This window comes from Achromobacter sp. JUb104, assembly GCF_024806975.1.
GTDB lineage: Bacteria > Pseudomonadota > Gammaproteobacteria > Burkholderiales > Burkholderiaceae_B > Achromobacter > Achromobacter spanius.
Genome location: NZ_JANUEY010000002.1, coordinates 755,783 through 778,995, shown reverse-complemented (window position 1 = coordinate 778,995; position 23,213 = coordinate 755,783). Strand labels below are relative to the sequence as shown.

Sequence of the window (23,213 nt, the reverse complement as noted above, 5' to 3'; positions counted from 1 at the left end):
CGCCCCATGAACACCTTCAGTCGTCATCGCGTGCGTCCCGCGGCCACCAGCATCAGTGTCTGGACGCTGGCGGTTTTGGTGTCATGCCTGGCTTTGCACCAGTTGTGGGCCTATCTGGATGTGCGCGCGCCGCACGTGGCTGACGCATTGCTGGGCGGCCTGGTGGCCGCCGCCGCCACCGCGCTGGGCACCTTGCCCATTCTGTTCGCCCGCACCATTCCGCAAAAGGTCCAGGACAGCATGTTCGGCTTCGGCGCCGGCGTCATGCTGGCGGCCTGCGCGTTTTCGCTGGTGGCCCCGGGCATCGCGGCGGCCGAAAGCCAGGGCATGGGCCCCTGGGGCGCGGGGCTGACGGTGGGGGCGGCCATTCTGCTGGGCGCCGCCGTGCTGCTCATCATGGATCGCACGCTGCCACACGAGCACTTCATCAAGGGCCGCGAAGGCATCGAGTCGCGCCGCATTCGCCGGGCCTGGCTGTTCGTCATCGCCATCACCTTGCATAACCTGCCCGAAGGCCTGGCCATCGGGGTCGGCTTTGCGGGCGGCGATCCGGTGGCGGGCACCGCGCTGGCTACCGGCATCGCCATCCAGGACGTTCCCGAAGGGTTGGTCGTGGCGGTGGCGTTGCTGGCAGCCGGCTACACGCGAACCTTCGCCGTGGCGCTGGGGATGTTGTCGGGGCTGGTCGAGCCGCTGGGCGCCGTGCTGGGCGCCGCCATCGTCGGCTGGTCAGCGTTGCTGCTGCCCTGGGGCCTGGGCTTCGCGGCGGGCGCCATGCTGTTTGTCATCAGCCATGAAATCATTCCCGAGTCGCACCGCAAGGGGCACGAGGTCTACGCCACGTGCGGGCTGATGCTGGGCTTTGTGCTGATGATGCTGCTGGACACGGCGCTGGGTTAGTTTCGGCGCTGGCGTCAAGCTGGGCGCGGGTCCCGGCAGCGGTTTGCCCAGGGGCCGAGCCCCGAAATCGCGCTTTTCCGGGGCTTGTTTTCGTTGTATGCTTGGCGCCGCTGTCACGCATGTTTGCGGGAGAGAGCGGCCGTTTCAGTGGGCCGCCGCCGAAGGCGCAATTCGCCCAGAATCGCTCAGGTAACCGATACCGCACATGCTTGCCCCGTCCCGGTTTTTTCACCGTGTGGATGCGGCAAAACAGTACTCTGGAGAGACCTGGCGCCGCCCCGAAATTCGGGACACAGCGAGCAGCCCAGGCGCCGAAGGTGCAAACCCGCCACGCGCGGGGCAACTCTCAGGCAAAAGGACAGAGGGGCGGAAGATTCAGCCGATGCCGTGCAAGCGCAATCAGCCTTGTCACGACCGGCATTCCGTAACCCTGGCAAAGCATTGCCGTCCCGGAGTTCTCGCGCATGTCCGCAACCCTCAAACGCACCCCGCTGGCCGACGAACACATCGCCTCCGGCGCCCGAATGGTCGATTTCGGCGGCTGGGACATGCCCTTGGCCTACGGCTCGCAGCTTGAGGAACACCACGCGGTGCGCCAGGACGCCGGCATGTTCGACGTGTCGCACATGCTGAACGTCGATGTTGTCGGCCCCGACGCCTACGCCTTCCTGCAACGCCTGGTCGCCAACGACGTCGCCAAGCTGACCGTGCCCGGCAAGGCGCTGTATTCCTGCATGCTGAACCCGCAGGGCGGCGTCATCGACGACCTGATCATCTATTTCTTCGCCGCCGACGAATGGCGCGTGGTGGTCAACGCCGGCACCGCCGACAAAGACGTGGCCTGGATGCAGCGTGTGAAGCAGGCCGGCAATTTCGACGTCGCCATCACCCCGCGCCGCGACCTGGCCATGGTGGCCGTGCAGGGCCCCAACGCCCGCGCCAAGGTCTGGGCCGCGCGTCCGGCCTGGCAGGCCGTCTCCGAACCCCTGACGCCTTTCGTCGCCGCCCGCGTGGGCGACGACACGCTCGTCGCGCGCACCGGCTACACCGGCGAAGACGGCTTTGAAATCGTCCTGCCCGCCGACGACGTCGTGCAATTGTGGCGCGACCTTGCCGCCCAGGGCGTGCGCCCGGCGGGCCTGGGCGCGCGTGACACGCTGCGCCTGGAAGCCGGCATGAACCTGTACGGCCAGGACATGGACGAGCTGACCCAGCCCGACCAGGCCGGCCTGACCTGGACCGTGTCCTTGAAGAACGCCGAGCGCCGCTTCATCGGCCGCGACGCGCTGGAACAATTCGCCACCCCCGCCGCCTTTGTCGGCCTGAAGCTGCAAGAGCGCGGCGTGATGCGCGCCCACATGGCCGTGCGCACGCCGGCCGGCACGGGCGAACTCACCAGCGGCACCATGTCGCCCACGCTGGGCGTGTCGATCGGCTTTGCCCGCCTGCCGCAAGGCGTGCGTCCGGGCGACACGGTCGAAGTCGATATCCGCGGCAAATGGGTGCCCGCCCTGGTCTGCAAGCTGCCTTTTGTCCGTAACGGCAAAGCCGTCGAACACTCGTAAACTCGAAGCTTCGCGCGACCGGCCGCCTGCCTACACGCACGCGGCGTTCGCGCGAGGCGCGCAACACCATTCATCTACCCCGTATTCCCTAGAGGATTTCCCATGAGCCTGCCCACCGATCGCAAGTACACCTCGTCCCACGAATGGGTCAAAGCTGAAGGCGACGTGTTCGTCGTCGGCATCACCGACACCGCCCAGGACCAATTGGGCGACCTGGTTTTCGTTGGCGACGTGAATGTCGGCGCCAAGCTGAAGGCGGGCGAAACCGCCGGCGTGGTCGAGTCGGTCAAGGCCGCTTCCGACATCTACGCCCCGGTCGACGGTGAAATCGTCGCTTTCAACGACGAACTGGAAAACAACCCCAGCCTGATCAACGAATCGGCCTTCACCACCTGGATCTTCAAGATCAAGCCGGTGAACTCCGCCGACGCCGACAAGCTGCTGGATGCCGCCGGCTACGAAGCCGTCGCCAACGGTTAAGCCGGTTCGAGCCGGGCGCGCCGTCCTCGTGGCGCGCCCGGCTCGCGAAATGCACCACCACCCCGAGATCTCTCCATGTCGCGCGCCCTAGACACCCATACCGACTTCATCCCCCGCCACATCGGCCCGTCCGACGCCGACCAGGCCGCCATGCTCCAAGTGATTGGCAGCGCCAGCCTGGACGCCCTGATCGACGAAGTCGTGCCCGCCAAGATCCGCAGCCAGGCCCCGCTGGCGCTGCCGCCCTCGCGCAGCGAACCCGACGTGCTGGCCGAGCTGAAGCAGATTGCCGGCCGCAACAAGGTCTTTCGCAACTACATCGGCCAGGGGTACTACGGCACGCAGACGCCCAACGTCGTGCTGCGCAACATTCTTGAGAACCCCGCCTGGTACACGGCCTACACGCCGTATCAGCCGGAGATCTCGCAGGGCCGTCTTGAAGCCCTGCTGAACTACCAGACCATGGTCGCCGACCTGACCGGGCTGGACATCTCCAACGCCTCGCTGCTGGACGAAAGCACCGCCGCCGCCGAAGCCATGACGCTGGCTCGCCGTGGCGCCAAGTCGCAAAGCCCGGTGTTCTTCATTTCGCGCCACGTGCATCCGCAGACCATTGAAGTCGTGCGTACGCGCGCCGAAGGCCTGGGGCTGGAAATCGCCGTCGGTGACGAGGCCGAAGGTCTGCCCGAGTGCTTTGGCGTGCTGCTGCAATACCCGCACAGCACCGGTTCCGTGTCCGACTACCGCAAGCTGGCTGAAGCCGCCCACGCGCAAGGCGCCGTGGTCGCTTGCGCCACCGACCTGCTGGCGCTGGCTCTGTTGGCCGCCCCGGGCGAGTGGGGCGCGGACATCGCCATTGGTTCGGCGCAACGCTTCGGCGTGCCGTTCGGCTTTGGCGGCCCGCACGCCGGCTTCATGGCCTGCAAGGATTCCTTCAAGCGCAACATGGCCGGCCGTTTGGTCGGCGTGTCGAAAGACGCGCAAGGCAACCCGGCGATGCGCCTGGCGCTGCAAACGCGCGAACAGCACATCCGCCGCGAGAAGGCCACGTCCAACATCTGCACGGCGCAAGTGCTGCTGGCCGTGATGGCCGGCATGTACGCCGTGTGGCATGGTCCGGAAGGCATCCGCCGCATCGCCCAGCGCGTGCAGCGCAGCACCGCCATCCTGCGTGGTGAACTGATCAAGCTGGGCGTGAAGGTCGTGAACGACACCTTCTTCGACACGCTGTTGCTGGAAACCGGCGCCGCCACCCCGGCCATCCTGACCGCCGCCGAGTGCGAGCACATCAACCTGCGCCGCGTCGATGGCGCGCGCCTGGCGGTGTCGCTGGACGAAACCGTCACCGTCGCTGACCTGCAAGCGCTGGTCAACGTGTTCGCCGCCGGCCTGGAACGCGACGACGTCGAACTCGACATCGACGCGCTGGACGCGGCCGCCGCCAGCGGCATTCCCGCATCGGTCGCGCGCGAAAGCGCCATCCTGAAGCACCCGGTCTTCTCCAGCGTGCAGTCCGAAACCGACATGCTGCGCTACCTGCGCAAGCTGGCCGACAAGGACCTGGCACTGGACCGCACGATGATCCCGCTGGGTTCGTGCACCATGAAGCTGAACGCCACGGCCGAGATGATCCCCATCACCTGGCCCGAGTTCGCGCTGATCCACCCGTTTGCGCCCGCCTCGCAAAGCCAGGGCTACAACGAACTGATCGACCGCCTGTCCGCCGCGCTGTGCGAAATCACCGGCTACGACAACATCAGCCTGCAACCCAACTCGGGCGCGCAGGGCGAATACGCCGGCCTGCTGGCAATTCGCGGCTACCACCAGGCCAACGGCCAGCATCAGCGCAACGTCTGCCTGATCCCGGCTTCGGCCCACGGCACCAACCCCGCGTCGGCCCAACTGGCCGGCATGGACGTGGTGGTGGTGGCGTCTGATTCCAACGGCAACGTCGATCTTTCCGACCTGCGCGCCAAGATCGAACAGGTGGGCGACAAGCTCGCCGCGCTGATGATCACCTACCCGTCCACGCACGGCGTGTTCGAGGAAGCCGTCACCGAAATCTGCGACCTGGTCCACCAGGCCGGCGGCCAGGTCTACCTGGACGGCGCCAACATGAACGCGATGGTGGGCGTGGCCCAGCCGGGCAAGTTCGGGTCCGACGTGTCGCACCTGAACCTGCACAAGACCTTCTGCATTCCGCATGGCGGCGGCGGCCCCGGCGTGGGTCCCGTGGCGGTGCGCGCGCATCTGGCGCCGTACCTGCCGGGCGTGGTGAACGAGCAGGGCAAGCTGCCTGGCGACGCCAAGGTCGGCCCGGTCTCGGCCGCGCCGTTCGGCTCGGCCGGCATTCTGCCGATTCCGTTCGTGTACATCGCGCTGATGGGCGCCGACGGCCTGCGCCGCGCCACCGAAGTGGCCATCCTGAACGCCAACTACATCGCCACCCGCCTGCGCGACCACTACCCGGTGCTGTACGCGGGCCGCAATGGCCGCGTGGCGCACGAGTGCATCCTGGACGTGCGCCCGCTGAAGGAAACCAGCGGCATCAGCGCCGAAGACATCGCCAAGCGCTTGATGGACTACGGCTTCCACGCGCCCACCATGAGCTTCCCGGTAGCGGGCACGCTGATGGTCGAGCCCACGGAATCCGAGGGCGTGGCCGAGCTTGACCGCTTCATCGACGCCATGATTTCGATTCGCGAGGAGATCGCCCAGGTCGAACGTGGTGAACGTGACCGCGACGACAACGTGCTGAAGAACGCGCCGCACACCGCGCAGATGCTGCTGGCCGAAGAATGGCTGCACGATTACCCGCGCCAGCAGGCCGCCTACCCGGTGGCGTCACTGCGCGAGGCCAAGTACTGGCCGCCGGTGGCCCGTGTGGACAACGCCTACGGCGACCGCAACCTGGTCTGCGCCTGCCTGCCGATCGAAGCTTACGCGTAACGCAATGGCGATAAAAAAGCCTCCATCGCAAGATGGAGGCTTTTTGCTGGGCGTTTGCCCGATCGGGTATCAGCCTTACTTGGCCGGCGCTGCCTGCACTGCCGTGTTGAAGTCTTCGGCGATGCTGATGAAGGTGTTCAGCAGGATCTGCAAGTTGTCCTTGCCGATGCCGCCTTCCGCGTTCATGTCCATCTGCAGCACGGCCTGGTTCTTGTCGTCCAGATAGGCGCGCGTCCAGCGGTATTCCTGGTTCCAGCTATTGATGGCCTTCAGCGGCATCGGCTTCTTGGTCTTGTACGTGGCCGTCATGACCAGGTCCAGGCACTTTTCGGTGAAGTCGTTGCACAGGAACTCCAGGCGCAGCTCGCTGGCGCCGGTGTTGCCGGCATCCAGCAGCAGCACGGGGCCTTCGTTGCCATCATGCTTGTTGGCGGTGATGCCCATGTCGTCCAGCAGGCTGCTGATGGTGTCCAGGTCGAAATCCTGCATCACGCCGACGGCGGGCGTTGCGTCCGCGGCCGGTTCTTCCTGGCCCATATCCGGCATGGCTTCGTCATCGTCGTCCATGCCGCCCATGCCGGTGGCGCCCAGCAGGCCGCTGAACAGCTCGTCGGCGGGAATTTCCTTGCCGTTCAAGTTACCCATGCCTTCAGCGAACGTGAACTTGCCGACGATGTTGTCGCCGTCGTTCTTGCCCACGTTCAGCATTTCGGCCATGCCGGCCATCTGGCGCACGCTTTCGTCGGCTTCTTCGGCCGCTTTTTCAGGCGTCAGGCCTTCTTTCTTGATCGCGTATTGCGCGGCCAGATCCTGCACCATCGGCTTGGAGATGATCAGCGTGGCGTCGATGCGCTTGATGGCCTGGACGGCGATCTCTTGCGGCGTCAGGTTCTTGATGTCGGCCGGGTTGGCCAGGTCCAGCGTGAAGTTCAGCTTGCTTTCGCCCTTGGGCGTCTTCCAGCTGATGGGGTCGATGCTGAACGACGGGTTGCCCGCCAGCAGCTTGCCGCCGGCGTCCAACATCGTCTGGATCTGCTCGTCCTTCAGGCCTTCGTCTTCGGTTTGCGCCATGATTTGGCGCAGCAGCTGGTTGTAGGTGTCGGACAGTTGCTTGACGGCCTGGCCGTCCAGCTTGGCCAGCTTGATCACGGCCTGGCCGTTACCCAGCGCCACGTCGTTCACGGTGATGTCGCCCGTTTGATAGGCGGCTTGCACGTTGATGTTCTTGTCGTCTTCGGCCAGCTTCACGCCGTAGCCGAAGTTGTCCAGCGACAGCTTGATGTCGTCGCCCTTGCGGGTGACGTCGATGCGCTTGATCTTCAGATCGGAGTCGCCCATGGACACGCCGAACTTGCCCATGCGGCTGTTGACGTCCATGGTCATGCCGGTGATGGCCATGACGACGGGGTCATTGCTCTTCGAGCCGTCGATGGCCAGCTTGTCCATCACGCCGTGCGCGGTGACGGCTTCCAGCGAACGGTCGAACGTGCCGGTGATCAGCATGCCGCTGAAGTCGATCGAATTGCCTTCCAGGGTCGTCGACACCGGCGCAATCTTGGACGTGGAGCTGGTGGTGCCGCTGTAGCTGATCATGGCGTCGCTGATCAGGGGCGAGACGTCCTTGGTCAGGGCGAACACTTCCTTCAGGTTGTCCGTCTTGGCGATTTCGGCGTGCACGAAAGCCAGCTTGGGCGCGAAGGCGCCGCGCGACAGCGCGGTCTTGGGGAAGGGGCCGTGTTCAATGACCGCGTCGAACTCAATCATGCCGGCGGGCATGTCGTCCAGGGTCTTGTCGTTCTTCACGAGCGACAGGCCGTAGCGCGCCTGGGTCGAGAACAGGCTGCGTTCGTACTTGATCTGGTCAATGCGCAGACCGAACAACGGCGTCAGCTTGGCCAGCTTTTCGTTGGCTTCGGCCAGATGGCGTTGCGAGCTTTCCTCTATGCGTTTGCCGGTGTACCAAGTGGCGCCTATCCAGCTTCCCGCTCCCACTATGACCACGCCGAGGGTGATCGCTACGCTCTTTTTCATCGTTTTGCTTCTTCGTTGATTGTCGAGTCATACCCGGCAGGCTAGGCACCAAGCCATCGCTGCGTGGTCGCCCACGCGCGGCTGCCGGCATATACGCATTCATGGGCCTGTAAGGGCCCGCGGCGGAGTATACCGACGCGAAGGGACACATGACCGTGCGCGCAGTTACGGGAGGTTTCAAAATGAAAGGCCAGCGATCAGCGCTGGCCTTTTTGTCGACAATCCTGCGGTTTTAGCGCGGATTCAGCGATTTATAACGTGCCTTACAGCGGGTCCAACGGGTAGATCGGGCGGCGCACGTTCTTGAATTCAAGCTGGCTGTAATCGGACGTGGTGACGCCCACGCCGGTACATTCGATGACTTCCGTCGCCATATCTGAAAAGCCCGCGCGCCAGTGCACCCGGCTTTTCAGCACCACATAGCGCTTTTGCAGCGGGTCGATGCCGGCCGACAGCAGGCAGTTGATATCGAAGGGTTCCTGGTGGCGCGACACCACCACGATCTCGACCCGGCCGGTGTCGATGACCACGGTCAGGCCCGTGTCGTTGCGCACGCCCCGGTACATGGGGCCCCGGCTCAGGTAGACGCCGTCAAATACCAGTTTGACGCGGCCCGTCACCTCCAGCGGTTCGCTGGGTTGCTTGATGGCGGGCATGGTCAGCTTGCCGCCTAGCTTGATCGTGATGGTATTGCCCACGCCCGCGGCGGCGGCCTGCTGTGCCGCGTCGGGGTCGCAAATGGCGTAGAACACCACGTTGTCGAGTTCCTGGCGCAGCACTTCGGCCAGCACCGTGGTGGTGTCCATGGTGCCGCCCGAGCCGGTGTTGTCGAAGTGGTCCAGCAACACGACGGGGCCTTGCTCGATCTGTTTGGCGCGCGCGATGGTGGGTTCCAGGGGCTCAGGGTGGAAGACCCAGTCGGCGCGGCCTGCCCAGGCGCGTTCCAGCAGTTCGTCGCGGTGCTTCTCAGCGTCTTGCAGGTTGCCGTCCGTACAGACGACGGCGCTCAAGCCGGCTTCGCGGATGTCCGCATGCGGAAAGCCCACGAAGACCGACGCCGCCAGCACGCCGCCCGCTTCCAGTTCCTTGCAGCGTTCCTGCAAGGGCTTGTTGGGCGCGGCGTGCGTGCCCTGGCACATGATGTGCGGCAGCATGGGCTTGTTGGCCCAGCTCATGACGGGTTTGATTTCACCCTTGAGCGTGCGGACGATGACGTTGGCCGCGCGTACGCCGGCTTCACGGATGTCCACGTGCGGATAGGTGTGAAAGCCGCTGATGACGGTGGCGTTCTTGACGATGTCGTCGTAGATGTTGGCGTGCATGTCCAGCGTGACGGCCACGGGCGTGGTCGGGTCGATTTCACGCAGGCGGCGCAGCAGGTCGCCTTCCGCGTCTTCCACGCCTTCGGCCACCATGGCGCCGTGCAGGTCCAGCAAGATGGCGTCAAAGCCGCCCAGCTTGACCTGGTCCAGCACCAGCTTGCACAGGCGTTCGTGGGTGTCGGCGCTGGTGGGGCCGCTGGGCCAGGACTCGGCCGCCACGGGCACAACGATTTCCGCGCCCACGCGACGGGCCACTTCGATATACCCGCCCAGCCCGCTGTCGGTGTTCTCGTAGGCCTTGATGGCGCGGTCGCCAGCCAGGATTTCAGGACTGCCGCGGAAAAATCGTTCCAGCGGGGTCGGCACGGGCGAATAGGTATTCGTCTCGTGCTTGATCATTGCCAAGAGCCAACGCATGGGAATTCCTGTGGAAAGGGTAGGGGAAGCTCAGTTCGTCTTGGGGGGCTGCGGCCAAGGATGCTGCGCGGGGCGCATCTGTTCCCAGGCGCGTGCCACGCGCAACACGCCCAGGTCGTCAAAGCGCGCGCCGGCAATCTGCAAACCGATCGGCAGGCCCGCCCGCGTGTAGCCGCAGTTGACGGACGCGGCGGGTTGTTCGCTCATGTTGAAGGGCAGCGTGAAGCCGATGTGGTGCATGGTGGTGGCCACCTCATTGGTGGGCGACGGCCATTCGGCGTTGTACGCCACCACCGGCGCCACGGGCGACAGCACGTAATCGAAGGGGGCGCAGGCGGCCACGGTCTTGGCGCGCACGTTCAGCGTTTCGTAGTAGCTCTTGAACACGGCCTCGCCGCTTTGGCCGCCACCGCTTTCCGCCCAGGCGCGGATGAACGGCAGGATCTTGGCGCGGCGGGCTTCCGGCAGCGCGGCCAGGTCTATGGACGAGCGCGTGCGCCAGAAGCGGTCCACACCTTCCAGCATTTCAGGCGTCATCCACGGCAGCATCGGCGTGACGATGGCGCCCGCCGCTTCGAAGGCTTGCGCGGCGGCTTGCACGGCGTCGCGTACTTCCGGGTCCAGCGGCAGGCCGCAGCCGGCGTCCATCAGCAGGCCGATGCGCAGGCCTTTAACGTCTTGCGCCAGGTTAAGCCAGTCAAAGTCCTGGAAGGGCAAGCTCATGTGGTCGCGCGCGTCGGGCTGCGACAGCACGCCCATCATCAACGCGGTGTCGGTGATGGTGCGCGTCATGGGGCCGGCGCAGCGGCCCATGAAGGGCGGGTCGATGGGGATGCGGCCCAGGCTGGGTTTCAGCGTGGCAATGCCGCACCAGGCAGCCGGCAGGCGCACCGAACCGCCGATGTCGGTGCCGATGTGCAAGGGGCCATAGCCGGCCGCTGCGGCCGCGCCCGCGCCGGCGCTGGAGCCGCCCGGGTTCTTGCTCAGGTCCCAGGGGTTGCGGGTCAGCTCATGAAAGCTGGACAGGCCCGAGGACAGCATGCCGAAGTCGGGCATGGTGGTCTTGCCCAGCAGCACCGCGCCCGCCTCGCGCATGCGGGCGGCGGGCGGCGCGTCGGCTGCCGCCGGGGTCAGCTCGGTGGCGGCGGTGCCCAAGGGCACGGGCGTGCCGCGCGTGGCGATGTTTTCCTTGATGGTGGCGGGTACGCCGTCCAGCGAGTAGCCGCCGGCCGACTGCGGCTCGCCCTTCATCCAGCGGGCTTCCGAGGCGCGAGCCATCGCCAGCGCGCCTTCGGGGTCCAGCGCATAGGTGGCCTTCAGGTGGGGTTCCCAGCGCTCGATGTGTTCCAGCACGGAGCGCGTGGCTTCGACGGGCGACAGGGTCTTGTCGCGATACGCCTGCAGCAGTTCCTGAGCGGACAATTCATGCGGTTGTGACATCTCGGTTCCAGTGTTGCGAAGGAAGGCAGTTCGGGTGATCAGCGCATCAGCACATCAAGACGCCGCGGCTTGCGCCAGCGTGGTGGCAACGGGCTGGAAGTTGCGGAAGTCCCAGTCGCGCCCCGGGGCCGCGTCGATCAAGGTGCGCGTGTATTCATGCCGAGGGTCGGTCAGCACGGTTTCGGCCGAGCCGGTCTCAACGACCTTGCCGCGCTGCATGACCATGATCGTGTCGCAAATCTGCGCGGCCACGCGCAAGTCGTGCGTGATGAACAACACGCCCACGCCCGTGCGTTGGCGCACCTGTTCCAGCAGTTCCAGCACCTGCGCCTGCACGGACACGTCCAGCGCCGACACGGCTTCATCGGCCACCAGAATTTCCGGGTCCATCACCAGCGCGCGGGCAATGCAGATGCGCTGGCGTTGGCCACCAGAAAACTGATGCGGATAGCGGCGCATGGCGTCGGGGCTCATGCCCACCACGGTCAGCGTTTCGCCCGCGCGCTTCACGGCCTGGTCGCGCGGCATGCCGAAGTTGAGCAGGCCTTCGATGATGGATTCACCCACCGTGCGGCGCGGGTTCAGCGAACGGTAGGGGTCCTGGAACACAATCTGGATGCGGCGGCGCACCGGGCGCAAGGCCGAGCCGGACAGCGTGCTGAGGTCTTCGCCGCCCATCATCATGTGGCCGGCGGTGGGCTCGATCAGGCGCACGATGCACCGCGCTACCGTGGATTTGCCCGAACCGGATTCCCCCACGATGCCCAGGATTTCTCCCTTGCGCAGCGTCAGGTTCACGTCGGACGCGGCAATCACGTTCTGCGCGGCCGTGCGGGAAAACAGCGAGCTTTTCCCGGCATAGGTGCGGCCCAGGCCCTTGACGTGCAGTACGGGCTGGCCGTCGGGCGCCTCGCGGCGGTTGGGCACCAGGCTGGGCACGGACGACACCAGGCGGCGCGTATACGACTGCTTGGGTTCGGCCAGGATTTCATTGCGCGTGCCGCTTTCGATCAGGTCGCCGCGGTTCATCACCACGATGCGATCCGAAATCTCGGCCACTACGCCGAAGTCGTGCGTGATGAACAGCACCGCGGTCTTGTGCTTGACCTGCAGTTCCTTGATCAGCGCCAGAATCTGCTTTTGCGTGGTCACGTCCAGCGCGGTGGTGGGCTCATCGGCGATCAGCAGCTTGGGTTCCAGGATCAGCGCCATCGCGATCACGATGCGCTGGCGCTGGCCGCCCGAAAGCTGATGCGGGTAAGCCTCGAAGATGCGTTCGACATCCGGCAGATGCACCGACTGGAACATGTCCAGCACCTTGGCGCGGCGTTCGGCGGCGCTCATGCCCTTGCGGTGCAGGCGCAGCACTTCGTCCACCTGCTTGCCCACGGTGTGCACGGGGTTCAGCGCCGTCATGGGTTCCTGGAACACCATGGCCATGCGGGTCGCGCGCATTTCGCGCAGCCGCCGTTGCGACGCGGTGGCAACATCTTCGCCTTCCACGCGGATGGAACCCGCGCTGATCGACAGGACGCCGGGCGGCAAGAGGCCCATCACGGCCAGCGACGTGACCGATTTGCCGGAGCCGGATTCGCCAACCACGCACACCGTTTCACCAGCATGCACGTCCAGGCTAAGGTTGCGCACGACGCGGTTGCCCGCGCCGGCCACTTCCACCGACAGGTTGCGAATGGCCAGGATGGCGGACGAGGTGTCGCCCGCGGGGGGGATAGGAGAGTAGGTCATCGGCATCAGATCCTGCGCACCATTTTCGGGTCCAGCGCGTCGCGCAGGGCGTCACCCAGGATGTTCACGCTAAGCACGGTCAGCGACAGGAACAGGCCGGGAAAGAGAATCAGGCCGGGCAGCATGCGGAAGTACATGCGGCCTTCGGACATGATGTTGCCCCACGAGGCGATCTCGGGCGGGATGCCCGCTCCCAGGAAGCTGAGGATGGCCTCGGTCAGCATGGCGGAGGCGAACACGTAGGTGCCTTGCACCGTCAGCGGCGCGATGGTGCTGGGCACCATGTGGCGCCACAAGAGCAGGGGCAAGGGCGTGCCCAGCGCCAGCGCGGCTTCCACATAGGGTTCGCCGCGCACGGTCAGGATCTGGCCGCGCACCAACCGCACCACCCGAGGAATTTCCGGGATCGTGATGGCGATCAGCACAGTCATGATGCTGGCGCCGGTGACGGACACCAGGGCAATCGCCAGCAGGATGCCGGGGATGGCCATGATGGCGTCCATGGTGCGCATGATGAACCCGTCCAGCGACCGGAACCAGCCGGCGATGACGCCGATGATCAGGCCGAGGACGACGCTGACCACCGCGGCGCCCAGGCCCGCGATCAGCGAGATGCGCGCGCCGTAGGCCACGCGCGACCAGACGTCGCGACCAAAGGCGTCGGTGCCGAGCAGGAAGTTGGTAAAGGGTTGCTTCAGGCGCGAGCCCGGGTCAATGAATGTGGGGTCCACCGTGCCCAGCAGCGGGGCGAACACGGCGATGGCGACGATGGCGACCAGCACCACCAGCGCCAGCATGACCGGCCAGCTTTTGAGGCCCTGGCGGACTTGCCGCCAGGCGGTGACGTGAGGAGTGCCGCCTCCGGGAAGGTCGGCGGCCGCTTGCGCGGCGGCATCGGTTGGCGTTTGCATGGCTCTGCCCTAGTACCTGATTCGCGGGTCGAACACCGTGTAGGCGCAATCGACAACCAGATTGATGAACACGTAGACGAACGCGAAGAACAACGTCAGGCCCTGGATGACGGGGTAGTCGCGCGCCAGCACGGCTTCGACCACCAAGCGGCCCAGGCCGGGAATGTTGAACACCGATTCGGTCACGACCACGCCGCTGATCAAGAGCGCGATGCCCAGGCCCACCACCGTGGCGATGGGCACGGCCGCGTTGCGCAGCGCATGGCCGAGCAGCACGCCGGTTTCACCCAGGCCCTTGGAACGCGCGGTGCGGATGAAGTCTTCACCCATGACCTCGATCACGCTGGTACGCGTGATGCGCGCGATCAACGCGACATACACCGTGGACAAGGCCAGCGACGGCAGGATGAGCCGGTGCAGATAGGGCCAGAAGCCCTTGGCCAGCGGCGCATAGCCCTGCACGTTGAACCAGCCCAGCTTGATGGCGAACAGCCAGATCAGCAGGTAACCCGTGACGAACACCGGTACTGAAAAGCCCAGCACCGAAAAGCCCATCACGGCGCGGTCCAGCAACTTGCCTTGCCGCCACGCCGCCAGGATGCCCAGCGGAATGGCGACCAGCAAGGTGAAGATCAACGTCAGTACCGCCAGGCTCATGGACGGTTCCAGGCGCTGCGCGATCAGTTTGGTGACCGGCACGCCGGACATGAGCGAGGTGCCCAGATCGCCTTGCAGGAGCTTGCCGCCCCAGATGAAGAACTGTTTGATGACCGGTTGGTCCAGGCCCATCGTCTGCCGTATCTGGACGATACGTTCAGGCGTGGCGCCGTCGCCCGCCATGATGATGGCCGGATCGCCCGGGCTGAAACGCAATATCGCGAAGACCACCACCGCGACCATCACCAAAACGGGGATGGTCGCGAGGAGCCGGCGTGAGACAAATGCCAGCATGTATTTCCCCCTGAACTGCTTGCCCCTTTAAGGAGCTTTCTTGACGTTCCAGAACGCAAAGACCGGTGCATGCACCAGGCCGGAGAGCTTGGTCGAGTAGACGGTGGGCACGGACATCTGGCCCAGCGGCACGTACAGGCCTTCGTCGATGCCGATGCGCTGCAGTTCGTCGGCGATCTTCTTCTGCTCGGCAGGGTCGGACGTCAGGGCGAACTTGGTGCGCAGTTCTTCCACCTTCGGCATGTCGGGCCAGCCGAACCAGGCGTTGTCGCCGTTGGCGGCGGCGGGCGCGGAACGTACCGGGTCCATCACGTCGGTGGCGTACCAGTTGGTGTTGTGAATGTTCCAGCCGCCTTCAGCCGGCGCGGCCTTCGAGGCGCGGCGCGTGGCCACGCTCTGCCAGTCCATCGCGGCCAGGTTGACGTTGAAGCCGGCCTTGCGCAGCGCCTGGGCCATCACCACCGGTTGGGCCGACAGCGTGCCCACGTCGGTCGCGTGCATGACCAGGATGGGCGTGTTGTCGTAGCCCGCTTCCTTCAGCAGCGCCTTGGCTTTTTCGATGTTCGACGGCACCACGATGTCCTTGCCGATATCGGATTCCATCGGCGTGCCGCAACCCCACAGCGATGCGCAGGTCTGCCAGTACTTGGGATTGCCCACCAGCGCCTTCATCACATCTTCCTGGCCGATGGCGTACATGGCGGCCTGGCGGATCTTCTTGTTGTCGAAGGGCGGGTACTTGAAGTTGAAGCGGTACATCGTGAAGTAGCCGACCGGGCTGAGCGATTCTTCCTTCAGGTCGGGGTTGCCTTCGATCATGGGCAGCAGGTCATACGGGAACTGTTCGACGAAGTCGATCTCGCCGCCCAGCAGCGCGTTGGCGGTCGTCAGCGCGTCGGGCATGACGTCCCATTCGACCTTGTCCACGTTCACGACCTTGCCGCCGGCCAGGCCGCTGGCGGGTTCCTTGCGCGGCACGTAGTCGGCGTTCTTGGCGTACACCGTCTTCACGCCCGGCTTGAATTCGATGACCTTGAACGGACCCGAACCGGTCATGTCGGTGATGGGCTTGCCGATGGCCTGTTCGGCGATGCGCTTGGGCATCATGAACGGCGCGGTGCCGGTGGGCTTGGACAGGGCGCGCAGCGCCAGGTCCGTGGGTTCTTTCATGACGATGCGAAAGCTCTTGTCGTCGATGACTTCAATCTTGTCGGTGAACTTGAGCAGCGTGCGGCCCATGCCGTCACCGGCGGCCCAGCGCTTGATCGAGGCCACGCAATCTTCGGACGTGACGGGCTTGCCGTCATGCCACTTCTGGCCGTCGCGCAAGGTCATCGTGTAGGTCTTGCCGTCGGGCGAGACTTCCCACTTCTCAAGCATTTGCGGCTGGATCTTGTTGTTGGCGTCGGTGGCCAGCAAGGTGTCGTAGATCATGTAGCCGTGCCACGTCGTGATGTACGCGGTGGTGGCGTGCGGGTCGGTCAGGCGCAACGGCGAGTGCATGACGGACTTGATGACGGTTTCGGCGTACGCGCCGTGAGCCATCATCAACGTTGCACCGGCCAGCGCGGCCGCTCGGACAAACTTGAGCATGGAGATTCCCCTTGAAGCGGTGTGAGCGGCACGGTCGGCCGCTACGTCGTTAACGCGCCGCTCGATGGCGGCGTACGAGGGTCAGGCGGTTGCGGCCCGGCCGGAAAACACCGGCCCGCAAGGCGCCATTCTGATGCCGGGACGCAACCGTGTCCATGGTTGTTTTGCCGCATCCATCAGCATGGAGCCGGGGGCGGCGCAGACCAGGATCGTTTGCGCGATGGCCGTGAAATCCGCGCGGAAATGCGCAGAGCTCTTCACCACCAGAATCGCGGCGCGCGTGGGTTCCACGCCGGCGAACCGGAACATCTCCTGGTCCGCCATCTGCACCTTGTTCGACGCGACGATGATGCGTACGCCGCCGATGCGCAGGCAGGCGCTGGGGCCCAGGTCCATGTGGAATCCGCGGTAGAAAGCGCCGTGCGTATCGAAGCGTCCATCTGACGTTTTCTCGACGATGAATTCGCTGTCCAGCGGCTCGTCGTCGGGAATACCCGAGTGTCCACCTAGTGCAATCCGTACCTTGTTTCCGACGCCCGCGCGGTGCGCGGCGAGAGCGGCGGCGGGGTCGACGATCAGGCCGATGGCGGCGTCGCGCGCATCGTGGCGGATCAAGGCGCGCAGCATGCCCGTGGTGTCCGAACTGCCGCCCGCGCCGGGGTTGTCTTGTGCGTCGGCGATGACGACGGGCTTGTTGGCGTCGCGCGCGATCCGCATGGCTTCTTCCACGGCTTCATCGGGCGTGTAGAGCTTGCCGCCGAAGTCGCGTTCAGCGTTCAGCACGGCGCGCGCCATTTCAGCGGCGGCCGCGTCGGCTTCGGCTTGCGTCGCGCCGTAGGCCCACACGGTGGGCGCGCATTCGGGGAAGTCAGCTGCGGGAAAGCCGGTGGCGAATGACAAGCTGGTAGCGCCGCGCGATTCAATCTCGCCCACTTGCGCGTACAGGCTGCGCGAGGGTTCGATGTCGGTGGACTGCCAGCACAGTGAAATCAGGTAGGGCAGGGCGCGCAGCGATGCGTACGGGCGCGGCATGCCGGCCAGCCGCAGGGACAGCAGCGACGCGGCGCGTTGCCCGGTTTCGGCCATGTCGATGTGGGGATACGTGCGATAGCAGACCAGCGCGTCGGCGTGGCGCACCATGGCGCGCGTGACGTTGGCGTGCAGGTCCAGGCTGGCGACCACGGGCACATCGGGGCCGACCAGATCACGCACGCGCTTGAGCAGTTCGCCTTCGCCGTCGTCCAGGTGTTCGGTGACCATGGCGCCATGCAGGTCCAGGTAGACGCCGTCCAGCGGCAGGGCGTCGGACAAGCCTTGCAAGATCAACGCGCTGATGCGTTCAAAAGCGTCTTTGGTGACCGGGCCCGACGGGCTGGCCGCGGCCCAGGTGGTGGGCACAAGCGTGTGCTGGCTCATGGCTTCGATGAAGCCCGCCACGGGAATGTTGGCGCCTGCCACGGCTTGGAACATCGCGGGGCCGCTGACCAGTTTTGGCCAACCGCCGCCTTTCTCGGCAAAATCTTCCCACGTTGCGCGCGAAGGCGCGAACGTATTGGTTTCGTGCTGAAAGCCGCCTATACCGATGCGCATCAGGCATCCCCTTGTGTTGTTTGATGTTGCTGTGTCGTGGTACTGGCCGGGCGCGGCCGAAGCCGCGCCCTATGCAAAAGCCGGGTAATGCATCCTTCTTGAATACAGTGCGATGAAAACGTAAAGGCGCGCGCGTGGCTTACTTCGCCACGGGCATGGTGAATTCCGCGCCCTTGGCGATGCTGTCGGGCCAGCGCTGCATCACGCTCTTGTAGCGCGAGTAGAAGCGGATGCCTTCTTCGCCGTAGGCGTGGTGGTCGCCAAACAGCGAACGCTTCCAGCCGCCGAACGAATGCCATGCCATCGGAACGGGAATCGGCACGTTGATGCCCACCATGCCGACCTTGATCTGGCGCGCGAACGCACGCGCTACGCCGCCATCCGACGTGAAGCACGCCACGCCGTTGCCGAACTCGTGCGCGTTGATCAGTTCAACCGCGCTGGCGAAGTCGGGCACGCGCACGATGCACAGCACCGGTCCGAAGATTTCTTCGCGATAGATGTTCATGGCGGGCTTGACGTTGTCGAACAGCGTGCCGCCCAGGAAGTAGCCCTTTTCGTTGCCGGGCACCTTCAGGCCACGGCCATCGACGACCAGGTCCGCGCCCGCCGCGATGCCGTCTTCGATGTAGCCCATGACCTTGTTGCGATGCTGCGCGGTAACCAGCGGACCCATCTCGGCGTCGGCGTTCATGCCGTCCTTGACGATCAGTGCCTTCACGCGCGGGGCCAGGCGTTCGACAACCTTGTCGGCCACGTCACCCACCGCCACCGCCACCGAGATCGCCATGCAGCGCTCGCCGGCCGAGCCGTAGGCCGCGCCCATCAAGGCGTCGGTGACCTGGTCCAGGTCGGCATCGGGCATGACGACCAAGTGATTCTTGGCCCCGCCCAGCGCCTGCACGCGCTTGCCGCGCTTGGTGCCTTCGGAATAAATGTATTCGGCGATGGGGGTCGAACCCACGAACGACAGCGCTTCGACGTCCGGGTGCCCGATGAGCGCGTCCACGGCCAGCTTGTCGCCATGCACCACGTTGAAGACGCCGGGGGGCAGGCCGGCTTCGGTCAGCAGTTCGGCCAGGCGCAGGGACGCCGACGGGTCGCGTTCAGACGGCTTGAGCACGAAGGTGTTGCCGCAGGCAATGGCCACCGGGAACATCCAGCACGGCACCATCATCGGAAAGTTGAACGGCGTCACGCCGGCCACCACGCCCAGGGCCTGGCGCATGCTCCAGTTGTCGATGCCGCCGCCGATCTGGTCGGAATACTGGCCCTTGAGCAGTTGCGGAATGCCGCAGGCGAATTCGACGATCTCGATGCCGCGCATGACTTCGCCCTTGGCATCCGAGAACACCTTGCCGTGTTCGCGGGTGATGAGCTCGGCCAGTTCGTCCTGGTGCTGGTCCAGCAGCGCCTTGAAGTTGAACAGGATGCGGGCGCGCTTGAGCGCGGGGGTTTCCGACCAGACCGGGAACGCTGCCTTGGCGGCCGCCACGGCCAGCGCCACATCTTCGGTCGAGGCGAGCGGAATGGACGAGCAGATTTCGCCCGTGGCCGGATTGAAGCCGTCGGCGTAGCGGCTGCTGCGGCCATCGAAATGCTGGCCGTTGATGAAATGGGAGATCTTCTTCATGGTGCGAAAGGCTCTGGGCGGTGATTCTTCAAAAACCTCTTGCGGGCGGCACAGGGCCGCCCGCAAGAGGTGTCATGGGTTGCGGCGCGGCCGCAAGGGCAGCGTCATCATCGGATTTACGCGACTTCCTTCAGGATCTTCCCGATCTGTTCGAAGATCTGGCCGATCTGGGCTTCGTCGATGATCAGCGGGGGCGACACGGCGATGATATCGCCGGTATAGCGCACCATCAGGCCGCTGTCGAAGCACTTCTGGAAGACCTCGCCGGCGCGTGCGCCCGGTGCGCCCGCGCGCGGCGACAGTTCAATGCCGGCAACCAGGCCCAGGTTGCGCACGTCGATGACGTGCGGCGCGCCCTTCAGGCTGTGCGCGGCTTCCTGGAACGCGCCCGACAACTTGCGGGCGCGGCCGAACAGGTCTTCGCGGCGGTAGATGTCCAGCGTTGCCAGGATGGCGGCGGCGGCCAGCGGGTGCGCCGAATAGGTGTAGCCGTGGAAGAATTCAATGCCGCCCGCCGGGCCGTTGACGATGGCGTCGTGGACTTCGCGCTTGACGGCAACCGCGCCGGCCGGCACGGCGGCGTTGCTGACGCCCTTGGCCATGGCGATGATGTCCGGCGTGACGCCGAAGAATTCGGACGCGGTGGCGGCGCCCAGGCGGCCGTAGGCGGTGATGACTTCGTCAAAAATCAGCAGGATGCCGTGCTTGGAGGTAATTTCGCGCAGCTTTTCCAGGTAGCCCTTGGGCGGAATCAGCACGCCGGTGGAGCCCGCCATGGGCTCGACGATCACGGCGGCGATGGTGGAGGCGTCGTGCAGCGCCACGATGCGTTCCAGTTCTTCGGCCAGGTTGGCGCCCCACGCGGGTTGGCCCTTGGAGTAGGCGTTCTGCTCCAGGTTGTGGGTGTGCGGCAGATGGTCAACCGAGGGCAGCAGCGCGCCCGAGAAGGTCTTGCGGTTGGTCGAGATGCCACCGACCGAAATGCCGCCAAAGCCCACGCCGTGATAGCCGCGTTCACGGCCGATCAGGCGGGTGCGCTGGCCGTCGCCGCGCGCGCGGTGATAAGCCAGTGCAATTTTCAGGGACGTGTCGACGGATTCGGAACCCGAGTTCGTGAAGAAGACGCGGTCCAGCCCTTGGGGCATCAGGCTGGCGACTGCGGTGGCGGCTTCGAAGGCCAGCGGGTGGCCCAGTTGGAAGCCCGGCGCGTAGTCCATGATGCCGGCCTGGCGGGAGATGGCCTCGACGATTTCCTCGCGGCCGTGGCCGGCGTTGACGCACCACAGGCCGGCGGTGCCGTCCAGGATTTGACGGCCATCGGCCGAGGTGTAGTACATGCCTTTGGCCGTTGCCAGCATGCGCGGGTGGGCCTTGAACTGCTTGTTGGCAGTGAAGGGCATCCAGAGATGGGACAAGTCGGGCAAATTGGCGGGGGCGTTCATGGCGGCTCCAGGGAGAACGAAACGGCTGCGCAGCAAGGGAAAAGGCGCTGCCGCCGGGATTCAGTTGATTCTGGTCCGTCCCAGGGGGAATGAAAATATACGATCTGCGCAAAGGCCGCTAACTGTATAGTCACGAGTGGCTCAACTGTACAGTTATCGTCGTGATTGATTTCCAGCCCAACCGCGCTCGCGGACTGGCGCCCACTCTGGTGGAACAACTGGTGGCGGCCATCCTGCGCGCCATTGAAGAACAAACCCTGCGTCCGGGTATGTCCCTACCCTCGGTGCGCGAGTTCGCGCGCCAGTACGGCGTCAGCACCTTCACCGTGGCCAGCGCCTATAGCCGGCTGGTGTCGCTGGGTTGGCTGGCCGCGAGGCCGGGTGCGGGCTATCGGGTGGCCTCGCCGGACGCACCTGCGCGCCGGGGCGAACCGCTGTCATGGGAACCGCCGCGCCTGAATGCGGGCTGGCTGCTGTCCGACATCTTTGCCGACCACTCCATCCCCATCAAATCGGGCTGCGGCTGGCTGCCAGGGGAATGGCTGAATGAAGAGGGGCTGCATGTGGCTCTGCGCCACATGGGCCGGGTGCCGGCGATGCGCATCGCCAATTACGGGCACCCCTACGGTTATGCGCCGCTGCGTGAAACCATCGCGGCCAGTTTGAGTGCACAAGGGATGGAGGTGGAGGCGTCACAGGTGCTGCTGACCCAAGGGGTCACGCATGGCCTGGACATGGTCATCCGCACCTTGCTGCGGCCGGGCGACACGGTGGTGGTCGAGCAGCCCGCCTACGCCAACCTGTTGCAGCTGCTGCGGCTGGCGGGGCTGCGGGTGGTGTCGGTACCGCGCACGGTGGACGGGCTGGACTGCGAAGCGCTGGAGCGCGTGGCGGCGCTGCATCGGCCGCGCGCGCTGTTCATCAATACCGTGTTGCAGAACCCGTCGGGCGCCAGCATCGGCATGGCCAATGCGTTCCGTATCTTGCAAGCGGCCGAGCGGCATGGCTTGTGGGTGATTGAAGACGATATCTCGCGCGAACTGGCGCCGGGCGTGACGCCGATGCTGGCAGCGCTGGATGGTGCGCAGCGGGTGGTTTACCTGGGCGGGTATTCCAAGGTGATCAGCCCGTCGGTGCGCGTGGGGTATGTGGTGGCGCACCGCGACCTGGTTCGGGATATTGCGCGCACCAAGATGGCGGTGGGACTGACGTCGCCGGAGATCATGGAGCGCATCGTGCACCAGGTGATCCGCGAAGGCCGCTACCGCGCGCACATCGCCCGCACCCGCGAACGGCTGGCCGAGGCGCATGGGGTGGTGGCCGAGCAGATGCGGCAACACGGTTTCGAGATCCATGGCCGGCCGCAAGGTGGTTTGTTTCTATGGGCGAAGGTGGCGGGAACATGGCGCGAGCGTGGCGCCAATGGCTTGGCGGAGCTGGCGTTGAAGGACGGCATCTGGCTGGCGCCGGGGTCGTATTTCGACGTGGACGAGGCGGACACGCCCTGGGTACGTTTCAACGTGGCGTATTCCGAGGCGCCGGCGTTGTGGCGATTCATGCGGAATGCGGGCGCGGCCTAAATCGGTAGGATGGGTGAAGCGCGGCACAGCGGTCAGAAAAATCCCATCGCTGCCCGCGCGCAACCCATCAGCCCGGCCCCCCGCACCCCTCACCGCTCATAAACCACAAAATCGTATTCATAGCCGTTCTCCGCCGGCTGCGCGTCACGCGCCGTTTCCTTCCACTGAAACGACGGCAATAACGGAAAGAACGCGTCGCCTTCCACGTCGGCGTGCACTTCCGTCGCCAGCACCCGTTGCGCCATCGGCAGCGCTTGCGCGTAGATCTGCGCGCCGCCGATCACGAAGGCTTCCTGCACATCGCCGCACGCGGCGATAGCGGCTTCCAGCGTCGGCACCACGGTGGCGCCGGCTGCACTGAAATCCGGATTACGGCTGATCACGATATTGCTGCGGCCCGGCAGCGGGCGGCCCAGGGAATCCCAGGTCTTGCGGCCCATGATGATGGGATGGCCCAGCGTGCTGCGCTTGAAGTGCGCCAGATCGCCCGGTAGTTTCCAGGGCAGGGTGTTATCGCGTCCGATGACGCGATTGGTGGAGTAGGCGACGATCAGGGTAAGGCTGGCGGGCATGCGGGTTGGCTACGGTTGGGGCGGGGCCGGAAGTCGGCCCGGGCGACGGCGTAAGCGTAGCAAATTCGGTCGCCTGCTGGGACGCGGGAGG

At 65.4% G+C, this 23,213-nt stretch carries 16 protein-coding genes and 2 riboswitches; of the genes, 5 read left to right on the top strand and 11 right to left on the bottom strand.

The window, feature by feature from the left end:
* The first annotated feature begins 6 nt into the window (after positions 1-6).
* The 4 genes from M2361_RS15445 to gcvP all read left to right on the top strand — a co-directional run bounded on the left by M2361_RS15445 (position 7) and on the right by gcvP (position 5,894).
* Positions 7-900 carry a ZIP family metal transporter gene (locus tag M2361_RS15445; protein ID WP_259250340.1) on the top strand — a complete coding sequence of 298 codons (894 nt, stop codon included), beginning with the start codon at positions 7-9 and terminating at the stop codon, positions 898-900.
* Between the two features lie 116 nt (positions 901-1,016).
* A riboswitch (glycine riboswitch) is annotated at positions 1,017-1,112 on the top strand.
* A gap of 35 nt (positions 1,113-1,147) precedes the next feature.
* Positions 1,148-1,272: riboswitch (glycine riboswitch) on the top strand.
* A gap of 92 nt (positions 1,273-1,364) precedes the next feature.
* On the top strand, positions 1,365-2,465 hold the full coding sequence (gene gcvT / locus M2361_RS15440; RefSeq protein WP_259250338.1) for a glycine cleavage system aminomethyltransferase GcvT: 1,101 nt from the start codon (positions 1,365-1,367) through the stop codon (positions 2,463-2,465).
* A 102-nt stretch (positions 2,466-2,567) separates the two neighbouring features.
* Positions 2,568-2,945 (top strand): glycine cleavage system protein GcvH, encoded by a 378-nt coding sequence (gene gcvH, locus M2361_RS15435; protein ID WP_259250335.1) that lies wholly within the window; start codon positions 2,568-2,570, stop codon positions 2,943-2,945.
* A 75-nt stretch (positions 2,946-3,020) separates the two neighbouring features.
* Positions 3,021-5,894, top strand: coding sequence for an aminomethyl-transferring glycine dehydrogenase (gene gcvP, locus M2361_RS15430; RefSeq protein WP_259250333.1), 2,874 nt, complete (start codon positions 3,021-3,023; stop codon positions 5,892-5,894).
* 75 nt (positions 5,895-5,969) lie between these two features.
* Here gcvP and M2361_RS15425 read toward each other — a convergent pair whose 3' ends face one another.
* The 10 genes from M2361_RS15425 to M2361_RS15380 all read right to left on the bottom strand — a co-directional run bounded on the left by M2361_RS15425 (position 5,970) and on the right by M2361_RS15380 (position 20,970).
* Positions 5,970-7,925, bottom strand: a complete 1,956-nt coding sequence (locus M2361_RS15425) for a DUF945 family protein (RefSeq protein ID WP_259250331.1) — start codon at positions 7,923-7,925, stop codon at positions 5,970-5,972.
* A gap of 263 nt (positions 7,926-8,188) precedes the next feature.
* Positions 8,189-9,664 (bottom strand): M81 family metallopeptidase, encoded by a 1,476-nt coding sequence (locus tag M2361_RS15420; RefSeq protein WP_259250329.1) that lies wholly within the window; start codon positions 9,662-9,664, stop codon positions 8,189-8,191.
* A 30-nt stretch (positions 9,665-9,694) separates the two neighbouring features.
* Entirely contained in the window at positions 9,695-11,104 is a 1,410-nt protein-coding gene (locus M2361_RS15415; RefSeq protein WP_259250328.1) for an amidase, read from the bottom strand.
* 54 nt (positions 11,105-11,158) lie between these two features.
* Positions 11,159-12,850: an ABC transporter ATP-binding protein gene (locus M2361_RS15410; protein WP_259250327.1), complete on the bottom strand. Its 1,692-nt coding sequence runs from the start codon at positions 12,848-12,850 to the stop codon at positions 11,159-11,161.
* 5 nt (positions 12,851-12,855) lie between these two features.
* Positions 12,856-13,761 carry an ABC transporter permease gene (locus M2361_RS15405; protein ID WP_259250326.1) on the bottom strand — a complete coding sequence of 302 codons (906 nt, stop codon included), beginning with the start codon at positions 13,759-13,761 and terminating at the stop codon, positions 12,856-12,858.
* Positions 13,762-13,770: 9 nt separating this feature from the next.
* Positions 13,771-14,712: an ABC transporter permease gene (locus tag M2361_RS15400; protein ID WP_259250325.1), complete on the bottom strand. Its 942-nt coding sequence runs from the start codon at positions 14,710-14,712 to the stop codon at positions 13,771-13,773.
* 27 nt (positions 14,713-14,739) lie between these two features.
* The gene (locus M2361_RS15395) at positions 14,740-16,305 is read right to left on the bottom strand and encodes an ABC transporter substrate-binding protein (RefSeq protein ID WP_259250324.1); all 1,566 of its coding nucleotides are present in this window, start codon (positions 16,303-16,305) and stop codon (positions 14,740-14,742) included.
* 81 nt (positions 16,306-16,386) lie between these two features.
* On the bottom strand, positions 16,387-17,895 hold the full coding sequence (locus M2361_RS15390; RefSeq protein WP_100854423.1) for a M81 family metallopeptidase: 1,509 nt from the start codon (positions 17,893-17,895) through the stop codon (positions 16,387-16,389).
* A 139-nt stretch (positions 17,896-18,034) separates the two neighbouring features.
* On the bottom strand, positions 18,035-19,528 hold the full coding sequence (locus M2361_RS15385; RefSeq protein WP_259250323.1) for a CoA-acylating methylmalonate-semialdehyde dehydrogenase: 1,494 nt from the start codon (positions 19,526-19,528) through the stop codon (positions 18,035-18,037).
* 116 nt (positions 19,529-19,644) lie between these two features.
* Complete coding sequence (locus M2361_RS15380) at positions 19,645-20,970, bottom strand: aspartate aminotransferase family protein (protein ID WP_259250322.1); 1,326 nt, start codon at positions 20,968-20,970, stop codon at positions 19,645-19,647.
* Positions 20,971-21,131: 161 nt separating this feature from the next.
* Here M2361_RS15380 and M2361_RS15375 point away from each other — a divergent pair, with 161 nt between their 5' ends.
* On the top strand, positions 21,132-22,550 hold the full coding sequence (locus M2361_RS15375) for a PLP-dependent aminotransferase family protein (RefSeq protein WP_259250321.1): 1,419 nt from the start codon (positions 21,132-21,134) through the stop codon (positions 22,548-22,550).
* A gap of 89 nt (positions 22,551-22,639) precedes the next feature.
* Here the strand turns inward: M2361_RS15375 and M2361_RS15370 are convergent, their stop codons facing one another.
* Positions 22,640-23,122 carry a dihydrofolate reductase gene (locus tag M2361_RS15370; protein ID WP_259250319.1) on the bottom strand — a complete coding sequence of 161 codons (483 nt, stop codon included), beginning with the start codon at positions 23,120-23,122 and terminating at the stop codon, positions 22,640-22,642.
* Between the last annotated feature and the right edge of the window lie 91 nt (positions 23,123-23,213).